The following is a 17,218-nucleotide window of genomic DNA, read 5'->3' as shown; positions in this document are numbered from 1 at the left end:
ATGACACCGCTCGATCTCACGATCTTCGGCACCGCCCCGTGGTGGGTGGTGCTGCTCAAGGCCGTCTTCGCGTTCGTGGTCCTGCTGGTGATGACGCTGTTCACGATCGTGTTCGAGCGCAAGGTCGTCGGCAGGATGCAGCACCGGCACGGCCCGACCATGAACGGCCCGTTCGGCAGCCTGCAGTCGCTCGCCGACGGCATGAAGCTGATGTTCAAGGAGGACCTGACGCCGAAGGCGGCGGACAAGCTGGTCTTCATGCTGGCGCCGTTCGTGATCGCCATCCCGGCGATCACCGCGTTCGCCGTGATCCCGATGGCCGGCCCGATCCAGGTGCCCGGCACCGACATCGTGACGCCGCTGCAGGTCGCCGATCTTCCGGTCTCGGTGCTGTTCATCGTCGCGGTCGCCGCGGTCGGGGTGTACGGCATCGTGCTGGCCGGCTGGTCCTCCGGCTCGACGTACCCGCTGCTCGGGGGCTTGAGGTCCAGCGCCCAGGTGATCAGCTACGAGGTCGCGATGGGCCTGGCCCTGGTCGCGGTCTTCCTGTACTCCGGCTCGATGTCCACCTCGGAGATCGTTGCGGCGCAGGCTATTCCGCGGACCGGCATCGTGCCGTTCCTCGGGATCGAGTTCCCGATGCCGACCTGGTACGCCGTGATCCTGTTGCCGTCCTTCGTGATCTACCTGGTCTCGATGGTCGGCGAGACCAACCGGGCGCCGTTCGACCTGCCCGAGGCCGAGGGCGAGCTGGTCGCCGGCTTCGCCACCGAGTACTCCTCGATGCGCTACGCCATGTTCTTCATGGCCGAGTACATGAACATGATCACGGTCTCGGCGCTGGCCGCCACGCTGTTCCTGGGCGGCTACCGGGCACCGCTCCCGTTCAACCTGATCGCCCCCGGCCCGGACGGGGTCGGCGCGCTGGACCAGGGCTGGTGGGGTCTGGTCTGGTTCCTGGTCAAGGTCGTGGCCTGCCTGTTCCTGTTCGTCTGGCTGCGCGGCACCCTGCCGCGGCTGCGCTACGACCAGTTCATGCACTTCGGCTGGAAGTTCCTGATCCCGATCTCGCTGGCCTGGATCGTCCTGGTCTCGGCCTTCCGGCTGGGCTACCGGGAGGGCTGGTTCTCACCGCAGCTGTTCTTCGGCCTGGCCGGCGCGATCGTGGTCGCGTTGATCGTGGTCATGATCATCGGGGATCGCCTCGACAAGGAGAAGGAAGCCGAGACCGAGCCGGCGGAGCCGTTCGACGCGTTCGCCGGCGGCTATCCGGTGCCGCCGATGGGCGACCAGCGGTTGCCCGAGCTGGCCGGCGTGATCATCCCCGACGACGACGATCATCAACCAAGACGGTCGGCCCCGACCGAGGAGAGGGTTGAGTCCTGATGGGTCTGCTGGATCCGATCGCGGGCTTCGGTGTGACGTTCCGGACGATGTTCCGGAAGACGTTCACCGAGGAGTACCCGCTGGCGCCGCGGATCACCGCGCCGCGCTTTCACGGCCGGCATCAGCTGAACCGCTGGCCGGACGGGCTGGAGAAGTGCGTCGGCTGTGAGCTGTGCGCCTGGGCCTGCCCCGCCGACGCGATCTACGTCGAGGGTGCCGAGAACACCGAGGAGGAACGGTTCTCCCCGGGCGAACGGTACGGCCGCGTCTACCAGATCAACTACCTGCGCTGCATCCTGTGCGGACTCTGCATCGAGGCGTGCCCGACCCGGGCGCTGACCATGACCAACGAGTTCGAGCTGGCCGACGACAACCGCAAGGCCCTGATCTACGAGAAGCAGGATCTGCTGGCCCCGCTGCTGCCGGGCATGGAGCAGCCGCCGCACGAGCGCCGGCTAGGCGACGACGAGCAGGCGTACTTCCTCGGCCTGCCGGCCACCGGCAAGCCGGACGACCGCGCCGGTGACATCAGCGCCGCCAAGCCGAAGTTGATCAACCAGGGCATCCGCGGCTGGAAGCAGAAGAAGAAGGAAGCCAAGCAGGCCGAGCGCGAGGCCGAGCGGGAGGCGAATCGATGATCACCCTCGTTCCGATGGTCACGGGGCCCGAGGTGGCGTTCTGGCTGCTGGCGCCGATCATGGTGCTCGGCGCGCTGGGCCTGGTGCTGGCCAAGCGGCCGGTGCACTCGGCGCTCTGCCTGGCCGTGGTGATGATCTCGCTGGCGATCCAGTACGCGGCGCTGGAGGCCCCGTTCCTGTTCGCGGTGCAGATCATCGTCTACACCGGCGCCATCCTGATGCTGTTCCTCTTCGTGCTGATGCTGGTCGGCGTCGACGCCGCGGACTCGCTGGTCGAGACGATCAAGGGCCAGCGGGTGCTGGCCGGGATCGCCGGCCTCGGCTTCGCGATCCTGCTGATCGCCGCGATCGGCAACGCGATCGTCGGCACCCCGATGGGCCTGGAGCAGGCCAACACGACCCACGGCGGCAACGCCCAGGGCCTGGCCGCGCTGATCTTCAACGACTACGTGTTCGCCTTCGAGGCGACCGCCGCGTTGTTGATCACCGCCGCGGTCGGCGCGATGGTGCTGGCGCACCGGGAGCGGCTGAAGGAGAAGAAGACGCAGCGCGACCTGGCCGGCGAGCGGATGCGCAAGTACGCCGAGACCGGCGAGCATCCCGGCCCGCTGCCGACCCCGGGCGTCTTCGCCCGGCACAACGCGGTCCACGTGCCGGCCCTGCTGCCGGACGGCTCCGTCGCGGAGAAGTCGGTGTCGGAGACCCTCAAGTCCCGCGGTACGGTGCTCGACGCGCGCGACCTGACCCGGCCGATCGAGGAATCGCTGAAGCAGGTCGCGGGCGACAAGGCGGACATCTACAAGCCGCCGCTCAGCCCGGCCACAACGCTCCCTGAGCTTGTCGAAGGGCAGGCCAGGGATGGCGCTTCGACAGGCTCAGCGACCGACGAGGAAGAGGAGGGGAAGTAAATGGACCCGAACCTCTACATCATCCTGTCGGCGCTGCTGTTCACGATCGGTGCGGTCGGCTTCATGGTGCGGCGGAACGCGATCGTGGCGTTCATGTGCGTCGAGTTGATGTTGAACGCGACGAACCTGGCGCTGGTCGCGTTCTCCCGCCAGCATGGGGCGCTGGACGGCCAGATCGCCGCGTTCTTCGTGATGGTCGTCGCCGCCGCCGAAGTGGTGGTCGGCCTGGCGATCATCGTCACGATCTTCCGGACCCGACGCTCGGCCTCGGTCGACGACGCGAACCTGCTCAAGTTCTAGAAACGGTAGGGACATGATCCTCCTCGAAGTGCCAACGCCGGTTCCGGCCGAAGGTGTCTTCGGCCTTGCCTGGCTGCTGATCGCTGTGCCGCTGGTGAGCGCCGCGATCCTGCTGCTGGTCGGCCGGCTCGGCGACGCCTGGGGCCATTTCCTCGGGACGTTGGCGCCGATCTTCTCCTTCGCCCTCGGCCTGATGCTGTTCGTCCAGCTGCTCGGCCGGGAGGACGCGGAGCGGTCGGTCGGCCTGCACCTGTGGGACTGGATCCCGACCGGCTCCTGGAACATCGGCGTCGGCCTGCAGATCGATCAGCTGTCGATCCTGTTCACGCTATTGATCACCGGCGTGGGCAGCCTGATCCACATCTACTCGATCGGCTACATGGCGCACGACGAGCGCCGGCGTCGCTTCTTCGCGTTCCTCAACCTGTTCGTCGCGGCGATGCTGCTGCTGGTGCTCGCCGACAACTACCTGGTGCTGTTCGTCGGCTGGGAGGGTGTGGGACTCGCCTCGTACCTGCTGATCGGGTTCTGGCAGCACAAGTCGAGCGCGGCGGTCGCGGCCAAGAAGGCCTTCGTGGTCAACCGGGTCGGCGACCTCGGCATGGCGATCGCGATCATGCTGATGCTGTTCACGTTCGGCTCCTCGGCGTTCGTCGACGTCAACGCCGGCGCCGCGTCGCTGACCCCCTGGATCGCGACGGCGCTCGGCTGCCTGCTGCTGCTCGGCGCCTGCGGCAAGTCGGCCCAGGTGCCGCTGCAGTCCTGGTTGCTGGACGCGATGGAGGGCCCGACGCCCGTGTCGGCGCTGATCCACGCCGCGACCATGGTCACCGCCGGCGTCTACCTGGTGGTCCGGTCGCACGCGATCTTCGCCCAGTCGGAGGCGGCCAGCACGGCCGTGGTGATCGTCGGTACGGTCACGCTGCTGGCCGGGGCCTGGATCGGTTGCGCCAAGGACGACATCAAGAAGGCGCTGGCCGGCTCGACCATGTCGCAGATCGGCTACATGATGCTGGCCGCCGGCATCGGCCCGGCCGGCTACGCGTTCGCGATCTTCCACCTGATCACGCACGGCTTCTTCAAGGCCAACATGTTCCTCGGCGCAGGCTCCGTGATGCACGGGATGAACGACGACGTGAACATGCGCAACTACGGAGCGATCGGCCGGGCGATGCCGATCACCTTCGTCACGTTCGCCGCCGGCTACCTGGCGATCATCGGCTTCCCGTTCCTGTCCGGGTTCTACTCCAAGGACCACATCATCGAGGCCGCGTTCGCGCAGAACCAGATCATCGGCGTGCTGGCCATGGTGGGCGCCGGCGTGACGGCCTTCTACATGACCCGGCTGATGCTGATGACGTTCCTGGGCAAGAAGCGCTGGGAGAAGGGCGTACACCCGCACGAGTCGCCGCTGGTGATGACGATCCCGTTGATCATCCTCGGTCTCGGCTCGGTCGTCGGCGGTCTGGCCCTGAACAACTGGATCAACGGCTGGCTCGACCCGGCGGTGGGCGTCTCGCACGGTGATCACCACCCGAGCCTGCTGCACTTCACGCCGGTCGGTCTGATCACGCTCGCCGTGGTGGCGATCGGCGTGGTGATCGCGTTCCTGCTGTTCGGCCCGCGCAAGGACATCCCGAAGGTCGCGCCGGTCTCCCGGTCACCGTTCACGCTGGCGGCCCGGAACGATCTCTACGGCGACGCCTTCAACGAGGCGGTGTTCATGCGGCCCGGCCAGAAGCTCACCGACGGCGTCGCCGCCACCGACCGGGGCGGGGTCGACGGCGTGGTGCACGGGGTGGCCGGGATGATCGGCGGCTTCGGCTCCCGGCTCCGGCTGGCGCAGAACGGTTTCGTCCGGACCTACGCGTTGACCATGACCGCCGGCGCGGCCGTGGTCGGGCTGGTCCTCGTGCTCGGTCGGCTGGGCTGAGAGAGGCATAGATGATGTTTCCCTTCCTGACCACGCTCGCGGTGCTGCCGCTGATCGGCGCCGTCGCGCTGATCTTCGTCAAGGGCACCGCGGCCAAGCAGGTCGCGCTCGCGGTCTCCGTACTGACGCTGATCGTCGGCATCGTCGTCGCGACCCGGTTCAACCCGGCCGGCGGCATGCAGTTCGTCGAGCAGGTGCCGTGGATCGAGGCCCTCGGCGTGCACTACGCGCTCGGCCTGGACGGCATCGGGCTGACCCTGGTGATCTTGGTCGCGGTCGTCACCCCGGTCGTGATCCTGGCCGCCTGGAACGACGCCGATCCCATCCCGGGCGCGGAAGCCGCGCTGCAGCCGAAGTACGACGCCCGGGTGTTCTTCGCCCTGGTGCTCGTCGTCGAGGGCGTCTCGCTGCTGCTGTTCACGGCGACCGACGTGTTCCTCTTCTACATCTTCTTCGAGATCATCCTGATCCCGATGTACTTCCTGATCGGCGGCTTCGGCGGCGCCAAGCGAGCCCAGGCGGCCACGAAGTTCCTGATCTACGGTCTGCTCGGCGGTTTCGTCATGCTGGCCGCGGTGATCGGGCTCTGGGTGATCTCCGCGCAGAACGGCGCGCCGAGTTACCTGCTGTCCGACCTGCGCGACCTGCCGATCGACGAGAACACGGCGCGGCTGCTGTTCTGCGGCTTCATGTTCGCGTTCGCGATCAAGGCGCCGATGGTCCCGTTCCACACCTGGCTGCCGGACGCGGCCGAGGAGTCGACGCCCGGCGGCGCCACCATGATGGTCGGCGTGATGGACAAGCTGGGCACGTTCGGCATGATCAGGTTCTGCCTGGAGCTGTTCCCCGGCGCGAGCCAGTGGGCCACACCGGTGATCCTGGTGCTGGCGGTGGTCTCGATCGTCTACGGCGCGATCATGGCCGTCGCCTCGAAGAACCTGATGCGGTTCATCTCGTACACCTCGATCAGCCACTTCGGTTTCATCGTGCTCGGCATCTTCGCCTTCACCACCCAGAGCATGGTGGGCGCGACGCTGTACATGCTGAACCACGGCCTGAGCACGGCGATGCTGTTCCTGGTCGCCGGGTATCTGATCAAGCGCCGCGGCTCCGCGTTGATCGCCGACTTCGGTGGGGTGCAGAAGGTGGCGCCGGTGATGGGCGGACTGTTCCTGTTCGGGGCCCTGGCCACCGTGTCACTGCCCGGCCTGTCCAGCTTCGTGTCCGAGTTCATGGTGCTGGCCGGCACGTTCGGGCGGCACCCGGTGTTCGCGATCATCGCGACCAGTGGCATCGTGCTGGCCGCGGTCTACATGCTGCTCACGTACCAGCGGACGATGACCGGCCCGATCTCCGACGAGGTCTCCGCGACGATGTCCGACATCAGGATCCGGGAGCGGCTCGCCCTCGCCCCGGTGGTGCTGTTGATCTTGGCGATCGGGTTCTTCCCGAAGCCGCTGCTGGACGCCATCGAACCGGCCGTGGCGGCCACCATGAGCCAGGCCGAGATGACTGATCCGCAACCGATGATCAGCGCGGAGGGAGAACGGTGATGATCTTGCAGATCGATCCGCCGGTGATCAACTACGGGCTGATCATGCCCCTGCTGCTGATCTTCGTCGGCGGCTGTGTCGGTGTGCTGGTCGAGGCCGTGGTGCCGAGGGCGTACCGGCTGTCGGCGCAGTTGATCGTCAGCTTCGCCATGATCGCCGCCGCGCTGTTCATGACGCTGCGCAACGTCGGCGTGATCGGTGCCGGCATCACGGCCGGCACCTCGGTCGTCGTCGACGGCCCGGTCTACTTCATCTGGGCGCTGCTGTTGATCTTCGGCGCGGTCTCGTTCCTCACCTTCGCCGAGCGCAAGATCGAGAACGGCGCCAGCGTGTTCGCCGCCCAGGCCGCGACGGTGCCCGGCACCGTGGCCGAGCGGGAGGCGATCGAGGCCAAGGTGGAGCACACCGAGGTCTTCCCGCTGGCCCTGTTCGCGCTGACCGGCATGATGCTGTTCCCGGCGTCGAACGACCTGATCACCATGTTCATCGCGCTGGAGATCCTGTCGCTGCCGCTCTACCTGCTCTGCGGCCTGGCCCGCCGTCGCCGGCTGCTCAGCCAGGAGGCGGCGCTGAAGTACTTCCTCCTCGGCGCACTGTCCTCGGCGTTCTTCATCTACGGCGTCGCCCTGCTGTACGGCTACGCGGGCTCGTTCGAGCTGGCCGCGATCGACGCTGCGCTGCGGTCCAGCCAGCAGGGCCCGGGGCTGCTGCTGGCCGGGATGGGGCTGCTCGGCGTCGGCCTGCTGTTCAAGTTCGGCGCGGTGCCGTTCCACTCCTGGACCCCCGACGTGTACGCCGGCGCGCCGACCCCGATCACCGGGTTCATGGCCGTCTGCACCAAGATCGCCGCGATCGGCGCGCTGCTCCGGGTGTTCTACGTCGCGCTCGGCGCGGACCGCTGGGACTGGCAGCCGCTGATGACCGTGATCGCGGTCGCCACGATGGCCGTCGGTGCGGTCCTCGCGATCGTGCAGACCGACATCAAGCGGATGCTGGCGTACTCCTCGATCGCCCACGCGGGCTTCCTGATGACCGCGTTCGTCGGCGCCTTCCAGGGCACCACCGGCGCCGGCGGCGGGCTGACCAGCGTCTCGTCGATCATGTTCTACCTGGTGGCCTACGGCGCGGCGACGATCGGTGCGTTCGCCGTCGTCACGATGGTCCGCAACGCGGGCGGCGAGTCCACCGGGCTGGCCAGCTGGGCCGGCCTCGGCAAGCGGTCCCCGCTGACCGCGATCGTGTTCTCGATCTTCCTGCTCAGCTTCGCCGGGATCCCGTTGACCGGTGGCTTCATCGGCAAGTGGACGGTGTTCGCGGCGGCCTGGTCCGGCGGTGCGCACTGGCTGGTCGTGGCGGCCGTCGTGCTCAGCGTGATCGCCGCGTTCTTCTACGTCCGGGTGATCGTGCTGATGTTCTTCGCCGAGCCGGGCGAGGGCGCGCCGACCGTGATCCGGCCGGGCTGGACGACACTGGTCGCGGTCGGCATCGGTGTGGTCGCTACTGTGGCTCTGGGAATCTTCCCCGGACCGGTTCTGGACATCGCCCAGACCACCGGTGAGTTCCTGCGCTACTCGGGATAACGCGCACCCCTGATCCAGGAGGAGGACCGTGACTGCAGAGCCGAGCGCCGACGGCACGGTCGACTTCGATGCCGCGGTCGAGGAGCGGCTGACCGAGATCGAGGCGTCGCTGCTGCGCGCCGCCGAGGCGGACACCGCCCTGGTCACCGAGGCCGCGCAGCACGTGATCGCGGCCGGCGGCAAGCGGTTCCGGCCGCTGCTCGTCGTACTGGCATCGTCGTTCGGACCGCGGCACGATCCGGAGGCCGTGGTCAAGGCGGCCAGCGTGGTCGAGCTGACCCACGTCGCGAGCCTCTACCACGACGACGTCATGGACGAGGCCGTGCTGCGGCGTGGGTCGCCGAGCGCCAACGACCGGTGGGGCAACACGGTCGCGATCCTGGTCGGCGACTACCTCTTCGCCCGCGCTTCGGACCTGGTGGCCGAGCTCGGCCCCGAATACGTCAGCCTGCAGGCCCGGACCTTCGCCCGGCTGGTCCAGGGCCAGATCGCCGAGACGGTCGGCCCGTCGGACGGCGACGATCCGCTGCAGCACTACCTCGACGTGCTGGCCGGCAAGACCGGCGCCCTGATCGCCACCTCCGCCCTGTTCGGCGCGATGGTCGCCGACGCCGACCCGGACGTCCAGCAGCGGCTGGCCCGGTTCGGCGAGGAGATCGGCCTCGTCTTCCAGCTCAGCGACGACATCATCGACATCACCAGCGACGACACCGGCAAGACCCCCGGCACCGACCTGCGCGAGGGCATCCCGACCCTGCCCACCCTGCTCCTGCGCGGGTACGACGCCCCGGGCGACCGTGACCTTCGCCGCCGCCTGGACGGCGACCTGCACGACGACGCCGCCCTGGCCGAGGTCCTGGCCGAACTGCGATCCCACCCGGTGATCGACGAGGCCCGAGCCCAGGTCGGCAAGCGAGCCGAAGCCGCCCGAGCCCTCCTCGACCCCCTCCCCACCGGCCCCGCCAAGGAAGCCCTCGTCGAACTCTGCGACACCGTCGTCACCCGCACCGCCTGACCCCCGCCCGTCGAGCCGGCCGCGCCGCGTGTCCCCGACCAGCGCCAACCCCTCTATCGCCTGATCCCCCGTCGCATCGACCCAGCCTCGCGCCAGTCCCGTTTCGCCTGACTCCCTGTCCCGTCGATCCGACCTTGCGCCATCGGCCTGTCGCGCCTGCGGATCGAGTGGCGAGAAATCGACGCGGTTCGGCGGAATGGAGGTCGATTTCTCGCCACTCGAATGGCCGGGGCGCGGTTCGGGGCCCGAGGCGTTCCCGCGGGAACGTCTTGGCGCGTCAACGTCGCCGCCGACCGTCGGCCGTGCCGCCTGACCCCTCTCGTGTCGAGCTGACCTTGCGCCAGCCCTGTATCGCCTGAGTCCCCGTCGCGTCGCGCTGCCTCGCGCCGGTCCTGTATCGCTTGACCCTCGTCCGGTCGAGCCGGCCTCGCGCCGGGGCCGGTATCGCCTGACTTCCCGTCCCGGTCGAGCCAGCCTCGCGCCAGCGCCACCTTTCCCTGGTGCCCCGCGGAGTCGCCGCGAGGACTCCATGCCCGTCTCGACCCGCGCTGCGCTCATCGACTTGTCGTGCCTGCGGATCGAGTGGCGAGAAATCGACGCGGTTCGGCGTGATCGGGGTCGTTTGCTCACCACTCGAAGGTTCGACGCTCGAAGAGTGCCTGCCATTCGCGGGTGAAGTCCGGCTCGGGGCCCTGGTAGCCGCGCTCAGCGAGTCTCGCGTGGACGGTGGCGGCGATCTCTCGCGGGTGCGCCATCCGCCCGTTCGTCACGCGAATGACGGCGTAGCCGGCAGCCGCCGCTGCCTCGTGCCGAGCGATGTCGCGGCTCCACTGCAGCGGGTCGGTGCGATGGTGATCACCGTCGTACTCGACGACGACCCGGTAGTCGTCCAGCACCAGGTCGAAGTGTCCGATCGGTGCATCCCGGGTTCCGATCATCGGGTTGCATCGGGGCTCAGGTAATCCGGCCAGGACCATCAGCAGCCGGAGCGTGGACTCCCTCGGCGAGTCCACGCCGGACCTCGTCAGCCGCGCCGCTCGGCGGGCCAACAGGCAGCCGCGGCCGCTCCAGGCGTCGGCTCCGGCGACGAGCTCTGATTGACTCACTCGGCCCAGCCTGATCAGCCGGTCCGCTGCCGCCACCGACTGGACGAGATCCAGCTCCGCGTTGGCGGCGAGCCAGGCGGGCGCAGGCCGGGCCAGTCGCCGGTGCGACTCGGGCAGCCGACGTACGCGGGCCAGTCGGATGCCCTCCCGGACGGTCCTGCCGCCCGTGCCGGTGGCGGCTCGAATGGGCATGGGCGAGCCGATCTCCACCCCATGCATCCAGAGCGCGGTGACGCCCGTGATCACTGCGTCCTTCGGCAGCGCCAGGAGCGCGGCCGCCGCTCGTTCGGTCAGGGTCGCCGCCTCCGGCCCGGAAAGGTAGACGCCGTGAGACAGGCGGCGGAACCGCGGCGCGCGGAACTGTCGGACCGTGAGTCCGTACCTCCGCGCGCATTGCACGGTCAGCAGCCTGGGCAACTCCATCCGCCTACCCTGACCCACCCCTCCGACAGTTCGTCGGGGATTCGCTGCCCTCGAGTGGTGACCTCTCGACGTCGACCGGACGTCGACCGGACCGATCCGCGTCGTCAACTCGGCACTCGCTTCGTCATCCGTTCGGGGCGGAGGACGGGTTCGCGGGTGCGGGCGAGGCGTTCGATGAGGCCGGCGGATTCGGCCGGGCCGTCATGGCGGGCCAGGTCGGCCTGGATCCGCTGCGCGCCGATCCGGAACGCGGGCTCACCGAGCAGGCGGCGGACCGCTTCGCGAAGTTGATCTTCGCTCGGCGTGGCGGTGCGCAGGTTGAGCCCGGCGCCGCACCAGGCGACCCGGGCGGCCACCTCCGGCTTGTCCTCGCTGGTCCCGGCCACAGCGAGCGGTACGCCGTGGGCGAGCGCGGCCTGGACTCCGCCGTAGCCGCCGTTGGTGATCATGGCCGCGGCGTACGGGAGCACTTCGTCGTACGGCACGTAGGGCACCACCCGGGCGTTGGCCGGTACGTCCAGGTCGCCGAGCCCGCCGGGCGCGACGGCCACCACGAACACCTGCTCGTCGGCCAGCGCCCGCAGAGTGGGCAGTACCAACTCGTCGGAACGATCGGCGACCGTGCCCTGGGTGACCAGCAGCAGTGGCCGTCCGTCCGCCACCGCCCGCCAGTCCGTCGGCTGCGCGGATCGGCGGCCGGCCGAGAACAGCATGCCGACATGGTGCACGTGCGCCGGCAGATCGCTGCGCGGATAGTCCAGCGTGGCGGTGCCGGCCTGCAGCAACAGCTGCGTGGACAGGTTGGCGGTGAAGAAGCCGTCCCGCGTCGGAGGCAGCCCGAGACTGCCGCGAACCCGGTTGTGGTGGCGGTCTACCTCGCGCATCATCGCTCGCTGGGCGAGCAGGATGCCCGCGGCGCGGAGCCGGTCCAGCGGACCGCGGAGCGGCGGCAGTCCCGGGCCGAACGGCGGCAGCTCCCGGCTGGGCAGCACCAGCGGCGTGATGCCGACGGTGGCCCAGGGCAGCCCGGTCCGCTGATGGAACGCGGCGGCGCCGACGAAGCCGAGATCGGCGACCAGGGCGTGGGCGTCGAAGCCGGCGGCGACCCGTTCCAGGTCGGCGGCCTGGAGCGGGATCTCGTCGATGAAGACGTGCTTGAGGTCGTACGTCAGCCGGGCCAGCCCCGACAGTCGGTCGCGTTCCGGGAACCGGGCAAGCAGGCCGGCCTCGCCCGGATCATGGGCCGCGTCCAGGGGCGCGAACGAGGCGCCGGTGGACTCGACGGTCCGCCGGAACCGTCGCCCGGTCAGCCAGGTGACCCGGTGGCCGCGGCCGGTCAGCTCGGTCGCGATCGGGAGCAGTGGGTGAACATGGCCCTCCACGGGCACGCTGGCAAAGAGGATCCGGTACGGGCCGGGGGTGAGGTCGGACATGGGGGTTCTCCCTTGTTCGGTGGGGTTTTCGTACGATCAGGAGGGCCGGCGGCGGAGCAGCGCGACGGCGCAGCCGGCGAACCCGAGGGCCTGCAGCACGGCGCCGATCACCTGCGGCACCTCGTTGCCGAAGAAGATCAGGCCGATGATGTGCAGCGGCGGCCAGGCCAGGATGCCCAGCGCGGCCCAGACCGGGACCGCACGGCTGGCCAGCAGCCCACTGGCCAGCACGGCGGTGCCGCCGAGGTTGCCGACGACGAAGATCAGGAAGACCCAGCCGGTCTCGGCCTGCCCGGCGTCGATCACTGCCGCGTAGTCGGCCGGATGATCACCGCGCTCGGCCATGGCGAGGGTGACGAAGCCGCCGCTGAGCACGGAGAGGTAGCAGACGTACCCGGCGATCATCAGCGCGCCGCCGGCGAAGACCAGCCAGCTGTTCCGGGCCGCGCGGAGCAGCCCGAGCACGGCCGGTACGAGCAGCAGGCAGCCGATCATGCCGGCCACGGATCCGAGCCGCACCAGCCCGGGTTGCGCCGCGTAGAGGCTCAGCGCCGCGGCACCGTTCTCGTCACTGCCGCCGCCCCGGATGGCCAGCAGGTAGCAGGTGTTCGTGATCACGAAACCCCACGGCGCCAGCAGCATCGCCACCGAGCACGCGACCCGGCGGGTCGCGGTCGTTCGGCCGTTGTCGATCTTGGAACCGTCCGCGGCGGCCCGCTGCACGGTGGCGGTCACCGGGCACCTGCCAGGGCCGGTCGGCGCAGTCCGGCCAGGACCAGCGCTGAGCCGACGACGGTCAGCGTGATCATCGCGCCGGCGAGGATCATCGGCAGTGGCGGAATGTCGGGGAACAGGAAGGCCGGGACCGCGGTGAGGGCCGACACGACCCGGGTGACCACTACCCCGATCGCGGCGGCCCGGCTGCCGCGCCAGGCGAAGATGATCAAGACGATGCTGATCACTCCGAGCGCGCAGCCGATCAGCGCGATCTCCAGCGGCGGCGTCTCGCCGTCGGTGAGCAGCGGGCCGGCCAGGTCGACGGCCGACAGTACGGCCAGCAGGATCAGTCCGATCCGGAAGGCGAGCGACATGATGGAACTCCTCGGTGTCTCGCCGGAGCCGTGGCGCTCCGGTCGAGAACCAGCCTGCGGAGTGCAGATTCCCGGCCGCCCCGGATCGACGGTGAGCGTGGCCGGGAGCTGACCTGGCCGGGCCGGGAAGATTTCCCGGGACACCGGGAGTGCCGGCAGCGCACACTGTTGCCATGGCGACGCCGGACCTGACCGCGGACGAGGTCGTCCGCCGTCCGCCGCCGGCGCGGTTCGCCGCCCTGGCGCTGGGCCTGCTGGCCGGGCTGCTGGTGATCATCGCCGTCGCCTGCTGCGTCCGGCTCGGCTGGTCGATCGCTGACGCACTGGACGCCTTCGTCCTCACCAACGCCGTGATGGGGCTCGGGTTCGCCGGCTGCGGTGCGGTCCTGGCCTGGCACCGGACCGCCAACCCGATCGGCTGGCTGTTCGTCGCCGGTGGGCTGCTGCAGACCCTGTCCGCCGCGCTGGCCCCGGCCGCCGCGGTGGCCGCCGTGACCGGCGCGCCGGTGGAGCTGCAGCGCTTGATGATCACCGGGTTCGGCTACAGCTGGACCTGGGCCATCGGACTGTGCATCCCGGTGGCGTTGTTGATCTTCCCGGACGGTCGTCCGCTGAGCTCGCGCTGGCGCTGGGTGATCATCGGCGTCGTGATCACGGCGCCCCTGTTCGCGGTGGAACTCGGCGCCGACCCGACGCCGAGCCAGAACGGGCTGGTCGGCTACCTGACGTTGCCGGCCCATGCCGAGTTGGGTCCGCTCTGGTTGATCACCGAGGTGCGCACTCTGATCGCGTACCTGCTCGGACTGGTGTCCCTGATGCTGCGGTTCCGGCGCGGCACCGAGGTCGCCCGCCGGCAGCTGCTCTGGCTGTTGCTCGCGGTGATCATCGTCGTCGGTGCCCTGCTGCCGTGGAGCTTCGTCGCCGGCACGCCGATCTTCGTCCTGTTCAGCATTCCGCTGATCCCGATCGCGGTGACCGTCGCCGTCGTCCGCCATCAGCTGCTGGACATCCGGCTCGTGGTGTCCCGGGTGCTGGCCTGGGCGCTGCTGTCGCTGGCCGTCGTGGTGGCGTACACGGGATTGGTGTTCCTGCTGGACCGGGTGATCTCCGAGCAGCTCGGCCGCTCCGCCGTTGCGACCGTCCTGCTCGTGCTGGCGGCCGCGCCCGTCCTGCATCGGCTGCAGCGGCTGGTCGATCGGGTGATGTACGGAGATCGCGCCGACCCCGCCCGGGTCTGGTCCCGCTTCGGCGCCCAGCTGGCGACCGATCGGGCCGGGCTGTCCGGGATCGCGGAGTCGATCGGGCGAGCCTTGCGGCTGCCGTACCTCGCCCTCGAGCAGGACGACACCACGCTCGCCGGCTTCGGTCCCGCACCGGACCGGCCGGTGCACCTGCCGTTGATCTACGACGGCGCCCAGGTCGGCCGGCTGGCGATCGGCCTGCGTCCCGGCGAACGCCGGCTGGCCGACGCGGACCGGCGGGTGCTCGACCTGCTCGCCGCGCCGCTGGCCGTCGCGGTGCACGCCACCGTGGTCTCGGCGGAACTGCAGGCGTCGCGGGAACGGCTGGTCGAGGCGCGGGAGGAGGAGCGTCGCCGGCTGCGCCGCGAGCTGCACGACGGGCTCGGACCGTCGCTGACCGGGATCGCCTTCACCGCCGACGCCGCCGCGAACCAGGCTGCCGGCCGGCCCGAGCTCACCGGCCAGACCGAGCTCACCGGGCTGCTGGATGCCCTGCGCCGCGACGCCCGAGTCGCGCTGGCCGACGTCCGCCGGGTCGTCGACGACCTGCGCCCGCCGGCGCTGGACGAACTCGGGCTGACCGGAGCCATCCGGCAGCGGGCCGAGCAATTGGGCCGCCGGGCCGACGGGGATCCGATCCGGGTCACGCTGGACCTGCCCGATCGACTGCCGCCGCTGCCGGCGGCGGTCGAGGTGGCCGCGTACCGGATCGTGACCGAGGCCCTCACCAACGCGGTCCGCCACTCGTGCGCCGACCACGTCCTGGTCCGGTTGGGCTGTACGGGTCGGCGGCTGGAGGTCTCGGTTGCCGACGACGGAACCTCGGGTGCACCCTGGCAGTCGGGAGTGGGGTTGCAGGCCATGAAGGAGCGCGCGGCCGAAGTGGGTGGTGGCTACGTCGCGGGACCCTCGTCGTCCGGCGGCCGGGTCGATGCCTGGTTGCCGTTGGGAACGTGAGGACGCCATGACAGAACGGGATACGCCGATTCGGGTCGTGCTCGCCGATGATCATCCGGTGGTCCGGGCCGGGTTGTCCGCGCTGCTCGGCTCGATGCCCGACATCGAGGTGGTCGGCGTCGCCGCCGACGGCCGTGCCGCGATCAAGGAGGTCGTCCTGCACCGGCCCGACGTCGCGATGCTCGACCTCGGGATGCCGGAACTGGACGGGTTCGCGGCGACCCGGGAGATCGTCCGGGCGCTGCCCGGCGTGGCGGTGTTGATCTTGACGATGTTCGACGACGACGACTCCGTGTTCGCGGCGATGCGGGCGGGCGCCAGCGGGTACGTGGTCAAGGGCGCCGAGCAGGACGAGCTCGCCCGCGCCATCCGGGCCGTCGCCGCCGGCGAGGCGATCTTCTCGCCCGGCGTCGCGCAGCGGGTGCTGAAGTTCCTCACCGCGCCGCCGGCGCCGGCCGACCCGTTCCCGGAACTGACCCCGCGGGAACGCGAGATCCTCGGCCTGCTCGCCGCTGCGCAGCCGAACGCCGCGATCGCCCGCCGCCTCGGCCTGTCCCCGAAGACCGTCGCCAACCACCTGTCCTCGATCTTCGCGAAGCTCCAGGTGGCCGACCGCGCCACCGCGATCCTCCGCGCCCGCGAAGCCGGCCTCTAGCAGCTCTGCCGACCGGTGACTCGGTGGACCGGCCGCCCGGTAGGGTCGCCAACGCGTCCCCGGGGGTCGACGCACGACCGACATCGAGCCGGGAGAACCGAATGAATGCAGCCGATGCGGGAGCGGCACCGAGACCTCGACGGACGGCGCTGGACCTGCTGATGAATCCCCGGTACGGGGTGCACCGGTTCATCGCGCTTTGCCTTGCGGTCGCCCTGATCGCCGGCACCGTCTGGATCGTCATCGTGGCCCGCCAGGCCGCGCTCGAGGGACTCCCCGGCGTGGCTCGGGTCGACAGCACCGCGCACGAGATCGAACTCGGCTCGGAGGCCACCGCGGAGCAGGCGCTGGAGGTGCTCCACGTGGCCCGGGATCGCGACGAGGGTTGGACGCTGGTGCTGGGGTCCGCGCGGCTGGCCAGCCGTACCAGCGTTGGTGATCAGGCGACCGACGACACTGCCGCGGTGAACCTGCTGCGCCGGCTGGGTGTGGTGCGACTGACCGCGCCGGCGACGATCGTCGTCGACCCGTACGGCTCGTCGGCGGAGATCATCCTCGACTCCTCGGCCCGCCCGGTCCCGTTCGCCGCGGGCCTGATCCGCGAGCTCTCCGCCGGCCGGCCCCTGGGCGCCGACCGGGTGATCATCTCCGGCGGCGCGACGAACACGACCGTGACCCTGCAGCGCGCCGCCTTCACCCGGTCGCCCGAGATCGCCGACGTCCTGACGTCGCTGGAACGCGTAAGCCCGATCCGCCGGCTGGTGCTCGGCGACCTCGTCCAGGTCCAGCTGTCCGCCGACGGTCCCTCGGACGCCACCCGAACCTGCGCCCTGGCCCGGGAACGCCTCGGCGAGCGGAAGAACCACGAACTGACCGTTCGCTACTACGACGCGGGCGACGGCAGAGACGAGAACGACGCCGTAACCCGCCCCTGCTGACCCGCCGCAGCCCCTGGATAGCGCGGGTTTGTCGACAACCCGACGCCGTACGCGCCCCATG

General features: G+C 70.0%; 15 protein-coding genes. 11 read left to right on the top strand and 4 right to left on the bottom strand.

Annotated elements, in window-relative coordinates:
* From nuoH to BKA15_RS13375, 8 genes are read left to right on the top strand one after another with little or no spacing between them, the layout of a single operon-like run.
* On the top strand, positions 1-1,386 hold the full coding sequence (nuoH, locus tag BKA15_RS13410) for an NADH-quinone oxidoreductase subunit NuoH (protein WP_179751499.1): 1,386 nt from the start codon (positions 1-3) through the stop codon (positions 1,384-1,386).
* Positions 1,386-2,024, top strand: a complete 639-nt coding sequence (gene nuoI / locus BKA15_RS13405; RefSeq protein WP_376766802.1) for an NADH-quinone oxidoreductase subunit NuoI — start codon at positions 1,386-1,388, stop codon at positions 2,022-2,024. The genes nuoH and nuoI overlap by 1 nt, the downstream gene beginning before the upstream one ends.
* Complete coding sequence (locus BKA15_RS13400; RefSeq protein ID WP_179751497.1) at positions 2,021-2,932, top strand: NADH-quinone oxidoreductase subunit J; 912 nt, start codon at positions 2,021-2,023, stop codon at positions 2,930-2,932. The genes nuoI and BKA15_RS13400 overlap by 4 nt, the downstream gene beginning before the upstream one ends.
* The gene (gene nuoK / locus BKA15_RS13395; RefSeq protein WP_179751495.1) at positions 2,933-3,232 is read left to right on the top strand and encodes an NADH-quinone oxidoreductase subunit NuoK; all 300 of its coding nucleotides are present in this window, start codon (positions 2,933-2,935) and stop codon (positions 3,230-3,232) included.
* Positions 3,233-3,245: 13 nt separating this feature from the next.
* On the top strand, positions 3,246-5,165 hold the full coding sequence (gene nuoL / locus BKA15_RS13390; RefSeq protein WP_179751493.1) for an NADH-quinone oxidoreductase subunit L: 1,920 nt from the start codon (positions 3,246-3,248) through the stop codon (positions 5,163-5,165).
* A gap of 11 nt (positions 5,166-5,176) precedes the next feature.
* Complete coding sequence (locus tag BKA15_RS13385) at positions 5,177-6,718, top strand: NADH-quinone oxidoreductase subunit M (protein ID WP_179751491.1); 1,542 nt, start codon at positions 5,177-5,179, stop codon at positions 6,716-6,718.
* Entirely contained in the window at positions 6,718-8,298 is a 1,581-nt protein-coding gene (gene nuoN / locus BKA15_RS13380) for an NADH-quinone oxidoreductase subunit NuoN (protein WP_179751489.1), read from the top strand. Before BKA15_RS13385 ends, nuoN begins: the two co-directional genes overlap by 1 nt.
* A gap of 28 nt (positions 8,299-8,326) precedes the next feature.
* On the top strand, positions 8,327-9,313 hold the full coding sequence (locus BKA15_RS13375) for a polyprenyl synthetase family protein (RefSeq protein ID WP_179751487.1): 987 nt from the start codon (positions 8,327-8,329) through the stop codon (positions 9,311-9,313).
* 626 nt (positions 9,314-9,939) lie between these two features.
* Here BKA15_RS13375 and BKA15_RS13370 read toward each other — a convergent pair.
* The 4 genes from BKA15_RS13370 to BKA15_RS13355 form a co-directional block, all read right to left on the bottom strand.
* Positions 9,940-10,842, bottom strand: a complete 903-nt coding sequence (locus BKA15_RS13370; RefSeq protein ID WP_179751485.1) for an endonuclease domain-containing protein — start codon at positions 10,840-10,842, stop codon at positions 9,940-9,942.
* A 104-nt stretch (positions 10,843-10,946) separates the two neighbouring features.
* A complete protein-coding gene (locus BKA15_RS13365) occupies positions 10,947-12,275 on the bottom strand; it encodes a glycosyltransferase (protein WP_179751483.1) in 1,329 nt (442 codons plus the stop codon).
* A gap of 36 nt (positions 12,276-12,311) precedes the next feature.
* The gene (locus BKA15_RS13360) at positions 12,312-13,010 is read right to left on the bottom strand and encodes a hypothetical protein (protein ID WP_179751481.1); all 699 of its coding nucleotides are present in this window, start codon (positions 13,008-13,010) and stop codon (positions 12,312-12,314) included.
* Complete coding sequence (locus tag BKA15_RS13355) at positions 13,007-13,366, bottom strand: hypothetical protein (protein ID WP_179751479.1); 360 nt, start codon at positions 13,364-13,366, stop codon at positions 13,007-13,009. The genes BKA15_RS13360 and BKA15_RS13355 overlap by 4 nt, the downstream gene beginning before the upstream one ends.
* Positions 13,367-13,539: 173 nt before the next feature.
* Between BKA15_RS13355 and BKA15_RS13350 the strand changes: the two genes are divergently transcribed.
* From BKA15_RS13350 to BKA15_RS13340, 3 genes are all read left to right on the top strand, one after another.
* Positions 13,540-15,564 carry a sensor histidine kinase gene (locus tag BKA15_RS13350; protein WP_179751477.1) on the top strand — a complete coding sequence of 675 codons (2,025 nt, stop codon included), beginning with the start codon at positions 13,540-13,542 and terminating at the stop codon, positions 15,562-15,564.
* 7 nt (positions 15,565-15,571) lie between these two features.
* Positions 15,572-16,219: a response regulator transcription factor gene (locus tag BKA15_RS13345; protein WP_179751475.1), complete on the top strand. Its 648-nt coding sequence runs from the start codon at positions 15,572-15,574 to the stop codon at positions 16,217-16,219.
* A 101-nt stretch (positions 16,220-16,320) separates the two neighbouring features.
* The gene (locus tag BKA15_RS13340) at positions 16,321-17,157 is read left to right on the top strand and encodes a hypothetical protein (protein ID WP_179751474.1); all 837 of its coding nucleotides are present in this window, start codon (positions 16,321-16,323) and stop codon (positions 17,155-17,157) included.
* Positions 17,158-17,218: the final 61 nt, after the last annotated feature.

The sequence above is a fragment of the Microlunatus parietis genome, assembly GCF_013407955.1.
GTDB lineage: Bacteria > Actinomycetota > Actinomycetes > Propionibacteriales > Propionibacteriaceae > Microlunatus > Microlunatus parietis.
Note: the sequence above shows the minus strand (reverse complement) of the source record. Positions and strands in the feature narration are given on the sequence as shown.